This window comes from Oscillospiraceae bacterium (genome assembly GCA_031265355.1).
Taxonomy (GTDB): Bacteria; Bacillota; Clostridia; order Oscillospirales; family UBA929; genus JAIRTA01.
On sequence record JAISCT010000047.1, the window covers coordinates 25,133 to 42,445 of the forward strand.

A 17,313-nucleotide genomic window follows, 5' to 3' on the forward strand; every position below is an offset into this window, starting at 1 on the left:
CCAAACCGGCCCGCGCCCGGACAAACGGGTGCTCCGTCTCACCCAAATGCAACAAAAACGGCCGCCTCACGCGCGGGGCCGCTCGGCCGTAACAGGCCGGCGGCTCTGGAGCAGACGGCGGATCCGCATGGTCGGCTCCAGCAACTCGCTGATAGAGCGGTCGTAGTTGAGGGTATCGATGATGTAGGAGATGTACTTGGACATGTCCACCTCCCGATACCAGGGACGCGCCTTCAACGCATCGGTGCGATAGATGAGATTTGTGGTGAAGACCTTGTCGAAGACGCCCTTCTCATACGCCTCGTCAAACCGGGACAGCCCCTCGCAGAAGAGGCCGAAGGTGCAAAACACCAGGATACGGCGCGCGCCCAGCGACTTCAAAATGTTCGCGATGCTGAGGATGGAGTCCCCGGAGGAAATCATGTCGTCCACCACGATGATATCCTTCCCCGCCACGTTATCACCCAAAAATTCGTGCCGCACAATGGGGTTGCGGCCATGTTCCATGCGCGTGTAGTCTCGCCGCTTATAAAACATCCCGAGGTCCACGCCAAGCACCGACGAGTAAAAGATGCATCGGGCCATGCCGCCCTCGTCGGGGGAGACCACCATCAGATGCTCCTTGTCCACCATGAGATCCGGATAGGCCCTGAAAAGCGCCTTCAGCATCTGGTACGTGGGCGGCACATTCTCAAACCCTTTGAGCGGCACGGCGTTTTGCACGCGGGAGTCGTGGGCGTCGAAGGTGATGATGTTTTCCACACCCATCGTGGTCAGCTCCTGCAGCGCCAGCGCGCAGTCGAGCGACTCGCGGGCGAAGCGGCGGTGCTGGCGGCCCTCGTACAGCATGGGCATGATGACCGTGATGCGCCGGGCTTTCCCGCCGGCCGCCGCGATGATCCGCTTGAGGTCCTGGAAGTGGTCGTCCGGACTCATCGGGACCACTTGGTTGTACATGGAGTAGCTGACCCCGTAATTGAACATGTCCGTCAGGATATACAGGTCGTACCCACGCACCGACTGCCGGATAAGCGCCTTGCCCTCGCCAGTGTTGAACCGGGGACAAGCGGCCCGCACCTGAAACCGGCCCTCGTCGGAGGTCGGCGGCGCCGCGTCCAGTGTGAGCTGCCCCACGGATTGGGCGTCTTCCGAGCGCCAGTGCGTCAGATAAAAGTCGATACGGGAGATCATATCCTCGCAACCACGCATTCCAATAATTCCCAGTGCTCCGTAGGGCAGCGAAGGCGTCTCTTCATAGATCATTGTGCCCACCTCTATTCTTCTCATACGCTTCTCACATTTTTCGTCAGGGTCGGCCTTTCGCGTCTTCTCCCCGCGACAAAAGCGGACCCGCATACGCCGCCACGGCGTCTGAAAGCGCCTCAAATTCCGGTATCCCCAACGTCTCGCCCCGCACCGACGGCGCAAGTCCGCAGGAGGCTATCAGCGCCGACAGCTCCTCTTTCGGGAGCGGCAGGGCCGACGCCAACGCGTTTTGCAGCGTTTTGCGGCGCTGCCCGAAAGCGGCCCTCACCAACCGGAAAAACACATCCTCGCGGCGCAGCGGCCGTTTTTGGCAGACCATGTGCACGACGCTGGAGGTCACGCGCGGCCGGGGCAAAAACGCGTCCGGCGGCACGTCGAAGGCAATGGCCGGGCGCGCATGGACGCCCACATACACAGAGAAAGCGCCGTACGCAGGCGTGCCGGGGTCGGCGCACAGGCGCTGCGCCACCTCTTTTTGCACCATGACCGTCAGGGCCGCAAATAGCCCGGACCCCAGCAGACGCGTGAGCACCGGCGTGGTGACGGCATAGGGGAGGTTGGCGCACACCACCGGGCGGCGGCCCGGAAAGTGCGCGGCGACCAGCGCCGGCAGGTCCAGGGTCAACACATCCGCCCAGAGCACGTCCACATTGCCGAGCCCCGCCAGGGTCTCGGCAAGCACGGGCCGCAGCGACACATCCACCTCGGCGGCCACAACGCGCCGGGCCGCCCGCGCCAGCGGGCGCGTGAGCGCGCCCAAACCGGGCCCCACCTCAAAGACGTCTTGGGTCCCGTCCAGCCCTGCGCACCGTACGATGGCCCGAGGCACCCAGTCCGCCGTGAGGAAGTTCTGCCCCCGCGCGCGGGAAAAACGAAACCCGTACCGGGCCAGCAGGGCGCGGATGTAACGCGCGTCGCACAGCCGCTCGTCTTCTCCTCCCATGGCGTCCTCCCTCCGTCCGGCAACCAAAAATGCCGGCCGGCGGCGCCGGCGGGCGGGGCGTTCCCCCTGTATTGTAGCAAAATTCCTCCCCTGCGTCAATTGGGTCCCGCTAACAAGGGTACGCTGACAACGCCTCGGGATAGGATTTTTCTGCGCCGGGACGTAATTTTGCGGGCGTGGGCACACGATACTATAGTAGAGGAAAGTGAGGGCGCGCGGACGCCCCCGCTTGGCGCGTGGAGAGAAACGAGGTTCGTCATGAGGATCGATGCATCTATGTCGCCGGTCGGCCGGGCGCCGGCCGACGCGCAGGAATACGGCCGCTTTGCGGCTGTGGGCAACGTGCTGGAAGCAGAGGTGCTGACCGCCGCCGGGCGGCAGCTCACGCTCCGGCTGCCGGACGGAGCGGTTGTGTCGGCACGCAGTGAAACCGTCTTACAGGCGTCGCCCGGCGACACACTGTGGCTGACCGTCTCCGGGCAGTCCGACGGGACGCTTCTGGTAAAGGCGGCCGACGGGCGCCCCGACGCCCGTTCGCTGCTGCACCAGTGGAAAGCCGGGCAGACCCCTCAAAATGTGCGCCTGGTTTCGGCGATGCTGAACGCCGGTCTGCCGCCAGCGGAGCGTTTGTTCCGGTGGCTGGCCTCGGCCCTCGTCTCCATCCCCGACATCACCCCGGAACAGGCCGTGTTCCTGCGGGCGCACAACATCCCCCTCGACAAGCAGTCCGTCGCCTTTTTGAACCGGATGAGCCGGCAGGACCTGATGCTCGGCCGGCAGCTCATCGATCTGATCGATCTGCTTTTTCCCGCCGCGGACATGGCCGGCCGCGCGGACGCACCTCTGGCCGGACGCGCCGCGGTCGGCCAGGCGTCCGCCAGTACGGGCGCCGCGAACGTGCTTCGAGGCATCGCGCCCGGATCTGCGACAGAGGCGCCGCCGGCCGTGCCGGAGACAAACCCTGTACCGCCCGCACCGGCCGCGGCCGAGCGTATCTCAGGCGGCGCGGTCCACCGGGAGGCCATTTCCCCGCACACGGCGGCTTCACTTGAGACAGAGATCCTCGCCATCTTCGGCCGCGGCGCCGCGGCCGATCCGGCCGGGGGCACCGGGCTGCCCGGGGTGGTAAACATCGACACCCTGCGCGCGATGATCCGCGCGGTGGCAAACGACCCGGCCGCGGCGCCGTGGCCGGCCGATAGGGCCGAGCCAGCCCCGCCGGCAGCGGCCGCCGGGGCAGCGGTCCGGCCGACCGGAACCATGGCCGTATCTGAGGCGGACGCGGACGCCGCCGCCCCACGCCCGCCTGCGGCCCCGGCGCCGGAGGGCGCGACAGCGATCGGGCGCATCCCGGCCGATCTGGCCCGTATCGTCGGCACATTTGGGACCGCCGGGACCGCCGGCGCCGCCGGGACCGTCAAGCCTCTCTATGTGCCCGAGGCAGCCAAGACAGGTATGGCAAACGGCGCCGCCAGGCCGCCAGGGGCTCCGGACAAAACAGACGCCCCCCCCCTGCGCGCGGCGCTGACCGGACTCTTTCGAGACATCCGGCCGGAACAGGCCGACGAACTGCCCCGCGCGATGGATGCGGATCTGGCCCGGCGTCTCCTCGACACGCTGCACGCCGCGGGCGAGGAAGCCGCCGCCCGCCCGCCCGCCGAACGGGTGCAGGCGGAGGCGGCGCTGCGAGACATTGCCGCCGGCGTGCGCTTCACGCAACAGCTCGGCAACTTCGCAGCCGTGGTCCAATGGCCGGTCACGCTGAACGGGCAAGAGACGACGGCCGAACTGTACGTCTTCGGCGACGACGGCGCGCACAGCCGGCTCGACCCAAAAAACGCCACATTGTTTCTCTCCCTCAACACCGCCCACATGGGGCGTGTGGAGGCGCTTGTCAAAGTCATCGGGAAGCATGTGGAGTGCGACTTTCGGCTGCCGTCAAAGGAACAGGCCGATCTGGCGCGGACCGCCTCCCCGAAGCTCGGCGCCCTGCTCACGGGCGTCGGATATCGGTTGACCCGCTCCTCCTTCATTCAGCTGCTGGAGCCCGCCGCCGGCCCTCTGGCCGTGGCGGAGGCCCGGGCGTTCTTCGACCGGCGCTACCGCTTCGACCGGCAGGCCTGACGCGGCGGCGCCCTCGATAAAATGGTGCAAGGGACGTGATTGAAGATGACCCGGTGGAAAGAGCGACCGCTGCGCAGGGAGGCGGCCGCCCTGCAGTTCGACGCGGAACACGACGACGCGCCGCGCGTGGTGGCCGCCGGACGCGGGCTCACGGCGGCGCGCATCGTCGACACGGCGCGCGCCCACGAGGTCCCCGTCCACATGGACCCGGAACTGGCGCACACTTTGAACGAGATCGGCCTCGGACGGGAAATCCCGCCCGAACTCTACGCCGTCGTGGCGCAGATCCTGCTCTTTGTCTGCGACATGGACCGGAGACTGGGGGCGGACGGGACGCGGACGGGACCCGCGGATACGCGCTGACGACCGCAAAATGCCCCATTGCCTTTGTGCACGTTTCATAGTATAATCAATGTATTGCATCTGGCAGTCGTTCTTCCGCAAGACCGCACTAGTCGGGGAGCCGGCGGTGCCCTGTCACCTGCAACCCGCCTCAGCAGGGATGAATCCCCGCCGGCGGGGCCGCGATGTGTCGTCAGCCCCGGGTGTGCAGCGATGAGGAGCCGGTCTTGCGCAACGGGAACCCGTGAACCATGTCAGGCGGGGAACCGAGCAGCATTAAACGGCGCCTCCCGTGTGCCGCAAGGGCGCCGTCTCCGAGCCGGCGGCCCGGGTAACGGACGGATCGCGCGCCTCAACGGCGGGTGTGCGGTCTTGCGGGAGAACGACGCCCCGGGGAGGGCCACGTGTACAAGGCGCTGTATCGGAAATGGCGGCCGCTCGTGTTCGCCGACGTAGTCGGCCAGCGGCATGTCACCGAGACCCTGAAAAACGAGTGTATGGCCGGGCGGCTGTCACACGCCTACCTGTTCACCGGCACGCGGGGGACAGGCAAGACGACGTGCGCCAAAATCCTCGCCCGGGCCGTCAACTGCGAGGCGCCCGTGGCGGGCGACCCCTGCAACCGATGCCCCTCCTGCCTCGGCATTTTAAACGGCAGCGTCTTGGACGTCGTCGAGATGGACGCCGCCTCCCATACGGGGGTGGACAACATCCGCGCGCTGCGGGAAGAGCTGGTCTACACGCCCGCCGCCGTGAAGCGCCGGGTGTATATCATCGACGAGGTCCATATGCTGTCCTCCGGGGCGTTCAACGCGCTTCTCACGGTGCTGGAGGAACCGCCGCCCCACGTGCTATTCATCCTGGCCACCACCGAGATGCACAAGGTACCAGCCACCATCTTGTCCCGCTGTCAACGTTTCGCCTTCCGCCGCATCGCCCCCGCCGACATCGGAGCGCGGCTGCGCGCGGTGGCCGCCGGAGAAGGTTTCTCCCTCACCGGGGAAGCCGCGCTGCTGCTGACCCGGCTGGCGGACGGATCTTTGCGCGACGCGCTGTCGCTGCTGGACCAGTGCGTCACCGCCGGGCCGACCCAAGTGGACGAGTCGGCCGTCTGCGATGCGCTCGGGTTGGCGGGCCTCACACAGATTTCCGATCTGGCCGCCGCCGTGGCCGCACGGGAGGCCGCGCGGGCGCTGTCCCTCTTCGCCGATCTCGTGGCGGCCGGACGAGACATGGCCTCGGTGTTGGACGAGCTCTGTGTGCTGCTGCGGGATCTGCTGCTGTCGGCGTACACCTCGGATCTGCCGTCCCTGTCCGGGATCGAGATCGACGGAGCCGCCGCGCAGTCCCTCGCGGCGCAGTTCGGGCGGGCCCGGCTGCTGTCGGCGATCGCCTTCATCCAGGAGGCGCAGGGGCTGATGGCGCGCGGCGGCAACCGGCGCGTGGACATGGAACTCTGTCTGTTGCGGCTTTGTGACGAGCGTCTCTCGGGCGACGCGACGGCGCTGGAAGCCCGCGTGGCGGCCCTGGAACAGACGCTCGGCGCACACCCGACGCCGGCGGTCGGCTACGGTCCGCGGCCGGAGGCGGGGCCCACGGCGCCTTCCCCGACGGCCGCCGGGGCGGCGGCGCCCGCGGCCGTACCGGCCGCGGAGACGGGCGGCGCAAAGACCATCGACACAAAGACGCGCGACACGGAGGCAAGCGGCGTGAAGGCAGGCCCTGCGGAGGCAGACGCCGCGGAGGCGCCGGCGGATTTCGCCGCCATGTTTTTGCAGGCGCTTGGGGGAGAGATCTCCCTGTTTTCCGCCGCGCTGCTGCGCGGGGCGCACTTCACCGTCCGGGCTCACGAACTGCTCATCGCCGTCGAGGCGCACGAGTTGGAACGCCTGCGGGACAAAGGCCTGCTCGACACGCTGGCCCGTGTGGCGGCGCATGTCCTCGGGCATCCGGTGGAGATCACCGTTTCCACGGGCCTGCCGCCGTCCCCGGCGGCTGACCGGCTGGAGGCACTGCTCCGCCGGGGCGAGGGCGTGATCCGGGTCGAACCTTGATTTCGCAAGCGATCACGCGGCAGTTTCTAAGAGAGAAGGGAGGAAAGGCCGATGGCCAAACATTTTCAGGGCGGCGGCATGGGCGGCGCCAATATGATGAAACAGATGCAAAAAATGCAGCAGGATATGTTGCGCGTTCAGGAGGAGATCGAGGCCAAGATCTTCACGGCGTCCGCGGGCGGCGGCGCCGTGACCGCCGCGGCCGACGGCAAGCGGCAGCTCCTGTCGGTGACACTGCAGCCGGACGTCGTCGACCCGGAGGACATCGAGATGCTCCAGGACCTCATCGTAGCGGCGGTGGGCGAGGCGCTTCACATGGCCGAAGACGAGATGTCCCAGGCGATGCAGCGCTTCACAGGCGGCCTTCGCCTGCCGTTTTGACCACTAGTGTACTGTGTCACCTAGACGCCGCCGGCGCCGGGAGGAGGGTTTATTTTGACGCCGTATCCACCGCTGATGGAAACACTCATCGACCAGTTCGCGCGCCTGCCCGGCATCGGACGCAAATCGGCCGCGCGGCTGGCGTTTCATGTCCTGTCCCTGCCTGCCTCGGACGTCGAGGCGTTTGCCGATACCCTCCGGGAGGCGCGGCGGGCCATCGGTTGCTGCCGCGTGTGCCAGAACCTCTCCGACAGCGAGATCTGCCCCATCTGCCAAAGCGGGCACCGCACGCCGTCTGTCATCTGCGTGGTGGCGGACCCGCGCGACGTGGCGGCGCTGGAGCGCACCCGGGAATTCAAGGGGCGCTACCACGTGCTGCACGGCGTGATCTCGCCGATGAGCCACATGGGGCCGGACGACATCCGCATCGCGGAACTCGTTGGGCGGGTGAGCGCGGGCGGCATCGAGGAAGTCATCATGGCGACCAACCCCGACACCGAGGGCGAGGCGACGGCGCTGTACATCGCGCGCCTGCTGCGCCCCTTCTCTGTGCATATCACGCGGCTGGCCTACGGCATCCCCGTGGGCGGGCACTTGGAGTACGCCGACGAAATCACGCTGGCCCGCGCGCTGGAGGGACGCCGGGCTCTCTGAATCGGTCCTTTTCTAATGTGGGTTGCACCTGCAACCCACATTAGAAATTCTTGTTTTTTGTTGCCGCTTCGCGGCAACAAAAAACTAAACGAAAAAGGCGGTTTTCGTGTGGGCGCTCAAATGGGCGTCCACATTGTTGTACCCAAAGCCCTCACATGGGCAGCATCTCATGCACGCGGCGGTTTTCGTCCACGTAGAAGACGCCCTGGTCGGTCACGATGCGCCACCAGGGAGCCAACCGGGTCAGATCCGGAGGCGCCGCCGCCGCGACGAAGCCGAGCCGGGCCGACTCGATGCGCGTGAGGGGTTGTCCGGCCGCGGCCCGCGCGTCCGTCAGGGCAAGCAACGCCTCGGCGGTCGACGGTCCGGGCGGTTCGCCGGCGGCGGGGTGCAGCACACCCCACAACCAGCAGCCGTACACGCTGTCGAGGCCGCCCGTCTCGTCGTAGCGCAGCGCCACATAGGCGTTCCACACCGGCCGCTCCGCTATTTTCTGGGGCAATGTGATAAGCCCGGCGTCCCCCAGGGACGGGAGCGGTTCCTCGCTCTCGCGGGTCAAAAAACCGGCGTTTGTCAACAGGCGCCGCGCATCCTCCATGATGTCGTCCTCCGGCGTTTGGGGCGTTTCGTATTCCAGCGAAAAGAGGCCGCCGCCGCGAAACTGCATCCACCCCGCCCCGCCCGTGTAGAGCGTGATGTATCCACCTTGGTCGACCGGAGCGGCGGCCCCCAAAAAGCGGACCGCCAACGCCGCCTCCCGGTCTGTGTCGCGCGGCAGGTAGTGGACCTCGACGCGCTCCTCGGGCAGAGGAACCCCCTCCTGGCTCAGCATCACACCCTGCGCCGCCAACAGCGCAGTCAGATCGGCCCACATCTGCGTCCCGGTGTGCCGCGTCTCTTCGCGGCGGGCATAATAGACTCCGCCCATCAAAAGATTCCCAAACAGCAGGCAAACGATCAAAAGCCACTTGATCTTCGGCCAATTCATCTCAAACCCCACCCAAAACATACGAAAATATACAATTTTGTCGCAATATATTGCAATAAAATCTATATAGATTCCCAGTAATTGTTAATTTTTTCCATACCAGCGAGGCGCCTGCAGGCCTGTGCCGTCCGCGAAACAGACTTCCAAGGCAAAGGTGCGCACCGGGATGCGATCCGCGAATAGACGGTAGGCCAGAGACTCCGGCATGAGATCGACCCGCTCGTCCGTTTGTGTAAAACGGCGGACCCGCACGGTGACCTCCGAGATGACCCCGCCGCTCAACACGACGCGCGCCGCCGGATCCCCGGCCGGCGGCAGGACGGCGGCGCCCTGCGTCTCGTAGTCGAAATCCACCACGAACCTATCCTCCTCCTGCACGCAGCCGCTCAAAGAGAACCGGGCGTCGCCCAGCAGCGGCGCGAGTGTCTCCAGCAACGCGCGCGCCGCCTCGATCCGACCGGCCGGCGTGTCGGAGACAGCGCCGTCCGCCGCCCCGTGGGCCCGGTAGCGGACAACGCCGTCCGGCGAGAAGCGGCAGATGCGCGGGTCGTCCATATAGACGGCGGTACCGTCCGGTTCCGTGTAGTGCGCGGGGGTGTCCGGATTGACGCGCAGACCGCGCAGGAAGGCCTCTATCTCCGCCTCCGCCGGCACTAGCGCCGGCGCCTCGCAGCGGACGGCCATGAGCACGGGCGGCGCGTCAAACATCAGGGTGTCGGGAGCACGCGCCAGCGCCCCGCCCCCCGCCTCGAAGGCGAAGCGGCAGGGCGACAACCCCGAGGTGTCGACCGGTTCGAAGGTCAGCGCCGTATCGCTGACATAAGGCACAAGGCTCTCCTCGTTGAGGAAGAACAGCGCCAGCGCCCCGTCTCGGTTTGAGAGAAAGAAGCGGCGCACCGGCGCGTCGAACCCCGCCGGCGGCGCCACGGACAGCCACTCGGCCAGCACCGACAGCGGCACGGCGGCGGCATATTCCCAGTATACGCTGTCGTACGCCAGCGCCCGCTCCCACTCCGCCCGCGTCTGCCGGCGCGGCGGCGCGGCCGAGCCGATCGCCTCGCCCATGATGTTCTTCAACCGCTCGTACAGGGCGTTTACCGTCTCCGGCGCGTACTGGGCGCCGAGACGCGCTCCGGCTTGCATCACGGCGACGCGCACAGGCCGGGCGGCTTCCCGCGCGACGCGGCCGTCCGGCGGAGCAATCGGATCCGGCGCGGTCCCGCTGAACCCGAGCAAACGCTTGGCGTCGGACACCCAGGCGAGCGCGGGCGCGTCCAGCAGGCTGTCGTCATACACCCAGGCGAGCCCCGTGAGCCACAGCAGACTGAGCAGCAGCACCCAGATCAGCAGCGTCTTGCCGAGTTCCGCCGCACGCGCCCTCATGGCTCCACCCTCAGCGGCAGGCGGACGGTGACGCATGTCCCCTCGCCCAGCGTGCTGTCGATTTGGATCTCGCCGCCGTGGGCGTCGACAATCTCCCGGGCGATGGAAAGCCCCAGTCCGGTGCCGCCCGACTGGCGGGAACGGGCGCGATCCACACGGTAGAACCGCTCGAAAAGACGGGGCATATCCTCCGGCGGAACCCCGATCCCGTTGTCCTTCACGCTAACCCACACGCCGTCCCCGGCCGCGCCGGCCGCCATCTCGATCCGGCCGCCGTCCGGCGTGTATTTGATGGCGTTCGAGAGCACGTTGACAATCACCTGCTCGATCCGCGCCCGGTCGGCCACAATGTCGGGAAGCATGCTGACAAACTCCAGCGTGACGTCGTGCCCCTTTTTGCGCGCCTCCATCCGCATGGCGTCGTAGGTGTTTTTCAGCACGTCGGCGAGGGGGCAGGGCTCAAAATGCCAGTCCATCTTGCCGTAGTCGAACCGGGAGAGCGTCAGCAGGTCCCGCACGATGCGGCTCATGCGCTCCGCCTCGTTCAGGATGACCTGAGAGAAGGAGCGGGCGGTGTCGTGCGGCAGGTCCTCCGCTTCGGAGAGCGTCTCGGCATAACTGCGGATGTTTGTGAGCGGCGTGCGCAGCTCGTGCGACACATTGGAGACAAATTCCCGGCGCATCTCGTCCAGCTTTTTTTGCTCGGTCACGTCGTGGATAACCGCCATGACGCCCTCGGCGTCCGCACCGCCAAAAGGAGCCAGAGAGACCTGCAGCGTGCGTCCCCGGTTTACATATTCCCGCTGCAGCACGCGCGGCTGGCCCACCGAGAGCACCTCTCCCAGCGGCGCCAACCTCCCCAGCACCTCATCGTAAGAGCACATCTTGTCAAAGGGGATCCCCAGCATGGTTTCGGCGGCGGGGTTCGCCTGGATAGGACAGCCCTCCTCGGAAAAGGCGGCCACGCCGTCCTTCATGTGAAGAAACAGCGTGCCCAGCTTGTCGCGCTCCGAACCGACCTCCTCCAGCGTCCGCCGCAGGACGTCGGCCATGTGGTTGAACGTCCCCGTGAGCACGCCTATCTCGTCGGTCGAACGCACCGTAAGCTCGTGCGTGAAATCTCCGGAGGCCATCAGCGTGGCGCCCCGGGTCAGGTCCTCCAACGGCATCGTGATGGCCTTGGAGAACACAAACGAGAGCAGACAGGCAAAAAGCAGCCCGACCACCAGCGCCTCCACAATGATGGTGAAAAGCTGGATGATCAATGCCTGCATGCTGTCTTTGGTGTCTTTGATGTAGACAATGTACGCCGGCTGCGGCCCGACGGGAACCGCGACGTCCAAGTAGGGATCGCCCGCACGCTGAGAATACTGGGGCGATTTTGTACTCATCGCCCGCAAAATGGTGGGCGTGAGCGCCAACCGCTCGCCGGCCTCCTGATCGGAGCCGTCCAGAAAGGCGCCGGACACGGCATCTAGAATATAGTAGTTGCGCTGCCCCGTGTCGATGCCCAACACCCCCGAAAAGGCGCGCAGCACCTCCTTGAGGCGGGCCGGCGCGTCGGCCCCCTGGTCGGCGGCGGCATAGAGGCTGGCAGCGAAGTCCTCGTTGTTTGAAAACGTATCCGACATCGTGCTGACAAAGTTCTCAAGCTGAAAACGCGCGACGCTGTTGATGAGGAACGTCCCCACCACGGACATCATCAGGACAATCAGCAGCAGCATAAACAGCACGAGTCGGGCGCGCAGGCTGCGAAACACCGGACGTCACCGCCTTCCCCTCTTTCAAACCGTCGCGCCGAGCCCTGTCATCGGGGCGCGCCGGCAAACAGATAGCCGGCGCCGCGGCGGGTCAGCAAAAGAACGGGGTCGCTGGGGTTGTCCTCGATCTTTTCCCGCAGCCGGCGTACAGCTACATCCACAGTGCGCAAGTCACCGTAATATTCGTAGTTCCAGACTTTCTCCATGAGCTCCTCACGCGTAAACACATTGTCCGGGTGGCGCATAAAGAAATGCAGCAGGTCGTACTCCCGCTGGGAAAGCAGCAGCGTCCGCCCCTGCTTTGTGACTTCCATGCGCCCCGGGTGGAGCGCGATGTTCCCCGCCGTAAGGACGGATTCGCCCGGGGGGGCGGGGGCGTCCGCGATGGCCGTACGGCGGATGTTGGCCCGCACGCGCGCCAGCAGTTCCCGCATCGAAAACGGCTTGGTGATGTAATCGTCGGCACCGAGTTCCAGCCCCAGCACCTTGTCTGTCTCCTCCTCGCGGGCAGTCAACATCAAAATAGGAGCGTTGAACCCGCCGGCGCGCAACCGGCGGCATACCTCGAAGCCGTCCAGCCGGGGCAGCATGACATCCAGTAGCACAAGGTCTGGATTCTTCTCCACGGCCATGGCGAGGCCCGCCGCTCCGTCCGGCGCCGTGAGGGGCGCATACCCCGCCCGCGCCAAGTTGAAAGACAAAATGTCAACAATCGCGGGCTCGTCCTCCACGATCAAAATGCACCGCTGCGCGGCACCCATCTCATTCCCCTCTTTCCATAACCTCTAACGTGGGTTGCACCTGCAACCCACAACCCAAATTCTTGTTTTTTGTTGCCGCTTCGCGGCAACAAGGTACTCACCTCAATCTCTGACTTTTGGACGTCTCCGGTCATTTCGTGTCCGGCGCCGCGCCGGACGCCGCGTCCGACAGCCGGCCGCGGGCCATCAAAACGCCGGCAATGGTCTTGGCGTCACGGACCCGCCCGTCTAAAATGCGGGCCATCATCTCGTCGAGCGGCACATGGACAACCTCCAGCCACTCGTCCTCGTCCGGGTTGGCCCCCGCCTGGGTGAGGTCCGTAGCCAAAAAAAGATGCAATTTTTCCTGGCAGTACCCCGGTGTCGGGTAGAGAACGCCGAGCGGCTCGTAGCGTCCGGGGGTGTAGCCTGTCTCCTCCAGCAACTCGCGCCGGCCGCCGTCGGCCGGGTCCTCGCCCGGCTCCAGCTTGCCGGCGGGGATTTCCAGCAAAACCTCCCCCATCGGATAACGGTACTGGCGCACCGCCACCACCCGGCGGTCCCGCGTCACCGCCACAACGGCGACGCCGCCGGGGTGCACCACCACTTCGCGGGTGGCCTCCTTGCCGTCCGGCAGCGCCACCCGGTCCACCCGCACATCGACAATCTTGCCCCGATACAGGATCTCGCCCCCGAGGGGCGTCTCTCGGAGATCCAATGGCCGACACCTCCTTTGCCCCATTCTTTTTTTATTATACACCTTTTCCCGGCGTTTCTCAATCGGGCGCCTCCAATAACTTCATGCGCGGCGCGGCGCCGGTTCTTTTCGGGCTTTACCAGGGTGTTTTTCGGGGTTTTCTGCATTTTCTCTCCATGTTTTCCCGCGGCCGCGGAAGGAAACAACTGGATTCTCTACCCATTTCTCACCCGAATTCTGGAGGCAAAACAGGAAAAACCACCCGTTGGGGTAGTAGGATTCTGCTGAAAAAGCAGGTAAAATAAGATTGTAAACAGCAAACACCCACACTTTGTACCGGCCGGTCGGGCCGGACAACATCAACTCAGAGGGATGGGCAACGATATATTTAAACCCGCGCAGAGCAATTTTTATTCTTCGCAAGAGGGCATGCGGCAGCGGGGCCGCCGCTTCACTCAAAAAGTTTCTTTTTGACAGATGAGCGACCCCCTGCCCCACCCCCGCCAGTCTCTGTCCCGCAATGGGCGGCCTCCTTCAATTTTTTACATCGCTATGCTTCACACTCCGTTTCGTCGGGTGACCTCCAACACCCGGCGGGACCATGGGGAAATCAAGCGCAGAGGTCGGGCATCCCAGCTTGCCCGGCCTTTTGCGCTGCCTGAAGAGCAGGAGCCGCCGCACAACCGCATTCGTGCTGAGTCGGGCGATCTGGCAAAAAAAGGAATACAAGCTTGCAAAAAAATTTGATTGACAAAACACAAATGATGTGTTATCTTTTATAATTAGAACGTAGCAAAGGCGCTGCGCATTCCAAAACGGAATGCACGGCGCCTTTGTTTTTATATAATTTTATACAATTTCAAAAGGGAAGGAAAGGTGCATATGTCTCAAGTTATTATTGATACCCTTTGGGTATCGCTGGCGGCGTTTTTGGTTTTTTGGATGAACCTTGGTTTCGCGTCGGTAGAATCAGGAATGGCCCGTTCGAAAAATGCAGTCAACATCCTCAGCAAAAACTTTATCGTGTTCGCTGTTTCCTCGCTCGGTTTCATGTTGTTGGGCTTTGGCCTGATGTTTGGCGGCGGCAATCCTTTCATTGGTACACAGAATATTTGGATCCTCAGCGGCATTCCCGAATATTACACCAATTCTGACACTTTACTTTTGGGCTCTCCAATTGCGTTTTGGATCAAGTTTTTCTGGCTGCTTGTGTTTTGCGGTACAGCAGCCACAATCGTTTCCGGCGCAGTCGCAGAACGCGTGAAATACGTAGCTTTTATTGTCTTTTCGTTTGCCTTGACATTGATCATTTATCCTGTCATCGGCCACTGGATTTGGGGCGGCGGCTGGCTGGCAAATCTTGGATTCCAAGATTTTGCCGGGGGCACCGTGGTACATTCCCTGGGTGGCTGGGCAGCCTTGGCGGGCGCTATCATTCTTGGACCACGCATCGGTAAATATGGCAAAGACGGCAAGCCCAGGGCGATTCCCGGGCACAATATGAGTTTGGCGGTTATCGGCGTATTTGTGCTGTGGCTTGGTTGGTTTGGTTTCAACCCCGGTTCTACGCTAAGCTTTGCAAATCCGGGCGACGTGGCTCATGTGCTGCTTACGACGAACACGGCGGCCATCGCCGGCATCTTACTGTCCACGATAACCAGCTGGCTCAAAATCGGCAAACCAGATCTCGGCATGACCATCAATGGCTGTCTCGCGGGTTTGGTCATTATTACGCCCGGCGCGGCCTACGTGAGCATTCCGGTCTCACTGCTCCTTGGCGCGATTGGCGGTATTGTGGTGGTGTTTGCGGTTCTTGCGTTTGACAAGGCCAAAGTGGACGACCCGGTTGGCGCAACCAGCGTTCATCTGGTGTGTGGTATTTTGGGCTCACTCGCGATCGGCCTCTTTGCAGAAGAAGGCATAACCACCTTGTCACCCGCCAACGGTCTTTTTTATGACGGAGGTTTTGGATTGCTTGGTATTCAGGCGCTTGGTGTTTTTGCCGTTGCCGTTTTTGGATTTGCGACCTCTGCGCTGGTATGGTTCGTTTTGAAAAAAACCATCGGCATTCGTGTAACCGCTCAGGAAGAGATAGAGGGTCTTGATATTGGTGAGCACGGCAACAAAGCGTATCCCGACTTTGCGGCGGCAGTGAATCTTCTGACAGATGGCGACGAAGTGATTGCCGTCAGTCCGCCCAAGCCGGTGATTCCCGCAGCACAAGCCATCCCGATTGTCAACACGGCGGATCCGGGCGCAAAAATTACAAAGGTCTCCATCATCACCGGATATGATCGAATGTCCAAACTGCAGGAATCTTTAGACGCTATTGGCATTACCGGTATGACGATCACCAGCGTAATGGGATACGGTATGCAAAAAGGTCATCCCAAAGAATATTACCGCGGCACGCCTGTGGAAACCAAATTGCTGCCCAAAGTGCAACTGGATATTGTCATCTGCAAAGTGCCTGTGCCTACGCTAGTGGACGTGGTTAAACGGGCGCTTTACACTGGAAATATTGGCGACGGCAAGCTTTTTATCAACAATGTGGAAAATGTGATAAAAGTCCGTACCGGCGAAGAAGGCTACGACGCCTTACAGGATGAAGTGTAAACTGAAGATCATTTGTGGCCGGCTGTCAAGCGCGCCATTTTGCAGCATGCGAGAGTCCCCCCGCCGCGCGGCGGGGGGACTCTCGCATGTCAATCCTTCTTTTCGGTCTTCTTCTTGGAGGTTTGTCTCGCTTACAGCGCGGCGCTTTGTTCACGGCCCGCGCACTTCCCGGAGCCGGCGAGCCTTGGCGGCGGTGAGGCAGAAGACGCCGGCGGCGCCGGCGGCATACAGAGCATCCGTACAGGCGCGCAATGTCGCACCTGAGGTCAGGATGTCGTCGATGAGCAGCCAGCGCCGGCCCCGCGCGGCCCCGTCGGCGGCAAACGCGCCGCGGACGTTCTCCGCGCGCGCGGCTGCATCGCCGGCCAATTTGTTCTGGCTGATGGTATGGCGCACTTTGCGCAGAGTGCGCACCGGCCTGAGCCCGAGCCGCGCGGCGGTTTCCCTGGCCAGCAGAAAGGCGTGGTCATAGCCGCGCTCCCGCCGCCGGCGGGGGCTGACCGGCACCCAGGTGACAGCGTCCCACTGCCCCGGCGGCAGGTGGCCGGCCGCGCCGGTCATGGCGGCCGCCAGCGGGCGCGCCACCGCGCGCACTCCCTGGAATTTGAACCGGTGCAACGCCTCGCGCACGGCGCCCTCGTAGTAAAACGGCGCCGCGCAGACCACGCGGCCGAGCGGAACCACCCACCCTGCCGGCACGCGAAGCAGAGCGTTCTCACACGTCGGGCAAAACCCACACCCGGCGCCGCCGGCCGGTCTCAGGCGCCCGCAAAGCAGGCAGCGCGGCGGGACCAACAGGTCCAGCACGGACGACAGCATGGCATCTCCTCCGCGAAGGGGTCCCTCTCATCGCCGGTTTTGGTGTCGGACGCAGCGTCAGGCGCCAAAACCGGTCGTGAGAGAACCCCTGAGTTCCGGCCCAGGAGGGGCGCCGCCCCTCTCGACCCAACCCATGCTATCACGGACGCACCGACCCGTCAAGGTCTTGAGGACTGCCAAAACCGCCAAACAATCACCTGCGAACGCTTGCTTGTCTTTTGAACGCCATACGTCCGCAGAGATCATCGAGCCGTCTCTCAGGGCAGCAAGTCGTCTAAAACATCCCGGAAGTGCACCGGTGAGAGACCGTTGCGGTTGCAGAGCTCCGCGATCCGGGCGGCTGTCTCCCGAGAGACGGCGACGTCGTGAACCGTCTGGTCGCACTCCGCTCCCTCGATATGTATGCCGTATGTGTGGTACTGCCCGAGTTCCGGATTCTGCGCCGTCTCGGGAACGACGTGGTAGCGCCAAACGGGCACGCCTGTGTTGCAGGTATCCATGCTGTTCAACTCCTTTCCATCCTCTGTATGTATACAAGATCCCATA

At 64.0% G+C, this 17,313-nt stretch carries 16 protein-coding genes and 1 other RNA gene; 7 read left to right on the forward strand and 10 right to left on the reverse strand.

Annotation, left to right across the window (positions count from 1 at the left end):
- Positions 1–66 precede the first annotated feature (66 nt).
- Both LBK75_06880 and rsmA read right to left on the reverse strand, forming a co-directional pair.
- Entirely contained in the window at positions 67–1,263 is a 1,197-nt protein-coding gene (locus tag LBK75_06880) for a ribose-phosphate pyrophosphokinase (protein MDR1158017.1), read from the reverse strand.
- Between the two features lie 43 nt (positions 1,264–1,306).
- Positions 1,307–2,209: a 16S rRNA (adenine(1518)-N(6)/adenine(1519)-N(6))-dimethyltransferase RsmA gene (gene rsmA, locus LBK75_06885; protein ID MDR1158018.1), complete on the reverse strand. Its 903-nt coding sequence runs from the start codon at positions 2,207–2,209 to the stop codon at positions 1,307–1,309.
- Between the two features lie 258 nt (positions 2,210–2,467).
- Here rsmA and LBK75_06890 point away from each other — a divergent pair, with 258 nt between their 5' ends.
- From LBK75_06890 to recR, 6 genes are all read left to right on the forward strand, one after another.
- On the forward strand, positions 2,468–4,333 hold the full coding sequence (locus LBK75_06890) for a flagellar hook-length control protein FliK (protein ID MDR1158019.1): 1,866 nt from the start codon (positions 2,468–2,470) through the stop codon (positions 4,331–4,333).
- Positions 4,334–4,378: 45 nt separating this feature from the next.
- Complete coding sequence (locus LBK75_06895; GenBank protein ID MDR1158020.1) at positions 4,379–4,696, forward strand: EscU/YscU/HrcU family type III secretion system export apparatus switch protein; 318 nt, start codon at positions 4,379–4,381, stop codon at positions 4,694–4,696.
- An 83-nt stretch (positions 4,697–4,779) separates the two neighbouring features.
- Positions 4,780–5,045: signal recognition particle sRNA large type (ffs, locus tag LBK75_06900), an RNA gene on the forward strand.
- Between the two features lie 34 nt (positions 5,046–5,079).
- Positions 5,080–6,729, forward strand: a complete 1,650-nt coding sequence (gene dnaX, locus LBK75_06905; protein MDR1158021.1) for a DNA polymerase III subunit gamma/tau — start codon at positions 5,080–5,082, stop codon at positions 6,727–6,729.
- A gap of 51 nt (positions 6,730–6,780) precedes the next feature.
- On the forward strand, positions 6,781–7,110 hold the full coding sequence (locus LBK75_06910) for a YbaB/EbfC family nucleoid-associated protein (GenBank protein ID MDR1158022.1): 330 nt from the start codon (positions 6,781–6,783) through the stop codon (positions 7,108–7,110).
- Between the two features lie 75 nt (positions 7,111–7,185).
- Entirely contained in the window at positions 7,186–7,764 is a 579-nt protein-coding gene (gene recR / locus LBK75_06915) for a recombination mediator RecR (protein ID MDR1158023.1), read from the forward strand.
- 151 nt (positions 7,765–7,915) lie between these two features.
- Here recR and LBK75_06920 read toward each other — a convergent pair whose 3' ends face one another.
- The 6 genes from LBK75_06920 to LBK75_06945 all read right to left on the reverse strand — a co-directional run bounded on the left by LBK75_06920 (position 7,916) and on the right by LBK75_06945 (position 13,791).
- Complete coding sequence (locus tag LBK75_06920) at positions 7,916–8,752, reverse strand: hypothetical protein (protein ID MDR1158024.1); 837 nt, start codon at positions 8,750–8,752, stop codon at positions 7,916–7,918.
- 84 nt (positions 8,753–8,836) lie between these two features.
- Positions 8,837–10,135, reverse strand: a complete 1,299-nt coding sequence (locus LBK75_06925) for a hypothetical protein (protein MDR1158025.1) — start codon at positions 10,133–10,135, stop codon at positions 8,837–8,839.
- Positions 10,132–11,895 carry a cell wall metabolism sensor histidine kinase WalK gene (locus LBK75_06930; GenBank protein MDR1158026.1) on the reverse strand — a complete coding sequence of 588 codons (1,764 nt, stop codon included), beginning with the start codon at positions 11,893–11,895 and terminating at the stop codon, positions 10,132–10,134. The genes LBK75_06925 and LBK75_06930 overlap by 4 nt, the downstream gene beginning before the upstream one ends.
- A 47-nt stretch (positions 11,896–11,942) precedes the next feature.
- A complete protein-coding gene (locus LBK75_06935; protein MDR1158027.1) occupies positions 11,943–12,656 on the reverse strand; it encodes a response regulator transcription factor in 714 nt (237 codons plus the stop codon).
- A 130-nt stretch (positions 12,657–12,786) separates the two neighbouring features.
- Positions 12,787–13,353: an NUDIX hydrolase gene (locus tag LBK75_06940; GenBank protein MDR1158028.1), complete on the reverse strand. Its 567-nt coding sequence runs from the start codon at positions 13,351–13,353 to the stop codon at positions 12,787–12,789.
- Positions 13,354–13,434: 81 nt separating this feature from the next.
- On the reverse strand, positions 13,435–13,791 hold the full coding sequence (locus tag LBK75_06945; GenBank protein ID MDR1158029.1) for a hypothetical protein: 357 nt from the start codon (positions 13,789–13,791) through the stop codon (positions 13,435–13,437).
- A 423-nt stretch (positions 13,792–14,214) separates the two neighbouring features.
- On the opposite strand from LBK75_06945, the gene amt reads away from it, so the two are divergent.
- On the forward strand, positions 14,215–15,948 hold the full coding sequence (gene amt / locus LBK75_06950; GenBank protein ID MDR1158030.1) for an ammonium transporter: 1,734 nt from the start codon (positions 14,215–14,217) through the stop codon (positions 15,946–15,948).
- A gap of 150 nt (positions 15,949–16,098) precedes the next feature.
- On the opposite strand, the gene LBK75_06955 is transcribed toward amt, so the two are convergent.
- Together LBK75_06955 and LBK75_06960 are read right to left on the reverse strand one after the other, a co-directional pair.
- Positions 16,099–16,767, reverse strand: coding sequence for a ComF family protein (locus LBK75_06955; protein ID MDR1158031.1), 669 nt, complete (start codon positions 16,765–16,767; stop codon positions 16,099–16,101).
- Between the two features lie 257 nt (positions 16,768–17,024).
- Entirely contained in the window at positions 17,025–17,267 is a 243-nt protein-coding gene (locus LBK75_06960) for a DUF6514 family protein (protein ID MDR1158032.1), read from the reverse strand.
- Between the last annotated feature and the right edge of the window lie 46 nt (positions 17,268–17,313).

Excerpts from the sequence above, each read along its gene's own strand:
- LBK75_06935 (MDR1158027.1), bottom strand. The coding sequence starts at position 12,656 with ATGGGTGCCGCGCAGCGGTGCATTTTGATCGTGGAGGACGAGCCCGCG.
- LBK75_06925 (MDR1158025.1), bottom strand. The coding sequence starts at position 10,135 with ATGAGGGCGCGTGCGGCGGAACTCGGCAAGACGCTGCTGATCTGGGTG.
- LBK75_06895 (MDR1158020.1), top strand. The coding sequence starts at position 4,379 with ATGACCCGGTGGAAAGAGCGACCGCTGCGCAGGGAGGCGGCCGCCCTG.
- LBK75_06960 (MDR1158032.1), bottom strand. The coding sequence starts at position 17,267 with ATGGATACCTGCAACACAGGCGTGCCCGTTTGGCGCTACCACGTCGTT.
- amt (MDR1158030.1), top strand. The coding sequence starts at position 14,215 with ATGTCTCAAGTTATTATTGATACCCTTTGGGTATCGCTGGCGGCGTTT.
- recR (MDR1158023.1), top strand. The coding sequence starts at position 7,186 with ATGGAAACACTCATCGACCAGTTCGCGCGCCTGCCCGGCATCGGACGC.
- LBK75_06920 (MDR1158024.1), bottom strand. The coding sequence starts at position 8,752 with ATGAATTGGCCGAAGATCAAGTGGCTTTTGATCGTTTGCCTGCTGTTT.
- LBK75_06880 (MDR1158017.1), bottom strand. The coding sequence starts at position 1,263 with ATGATCTATGAAGAGACGCCTTCGCTGCCCTACGGAGCACTGGGAATT.
- rsmA (MDR1158018.1), bottom strand. The coding sequence starts at position 2,209 with ATGGGAGGAGAAGACGAGCGGCTGTGCGACGCGCGTTACATCCGCGCC.
- LBK75_06890 (MDR1158019.1), top strand. The coding sequence starts at position 2,468 with ATGAGGATCGATGCATCTATGTCGCCGGTCGGCCGGGCGCCGGCCGAC.
- LBK75_06910 (MDR1158022.1), top strand. The coding sequence starts at position 6,781 with ATGGCCAAACATTTTCAGGGCGGCGGCATGGGCGGCGCCAATATGATG.
- LBK75_06955 (MDR1158031.1), bottom strand. The coding sequence starts at position 16,767 with ATGCTGTCGTCCGTGCTGGACCTGTTGGTCCCGCCGCGCTGCCTGCTT.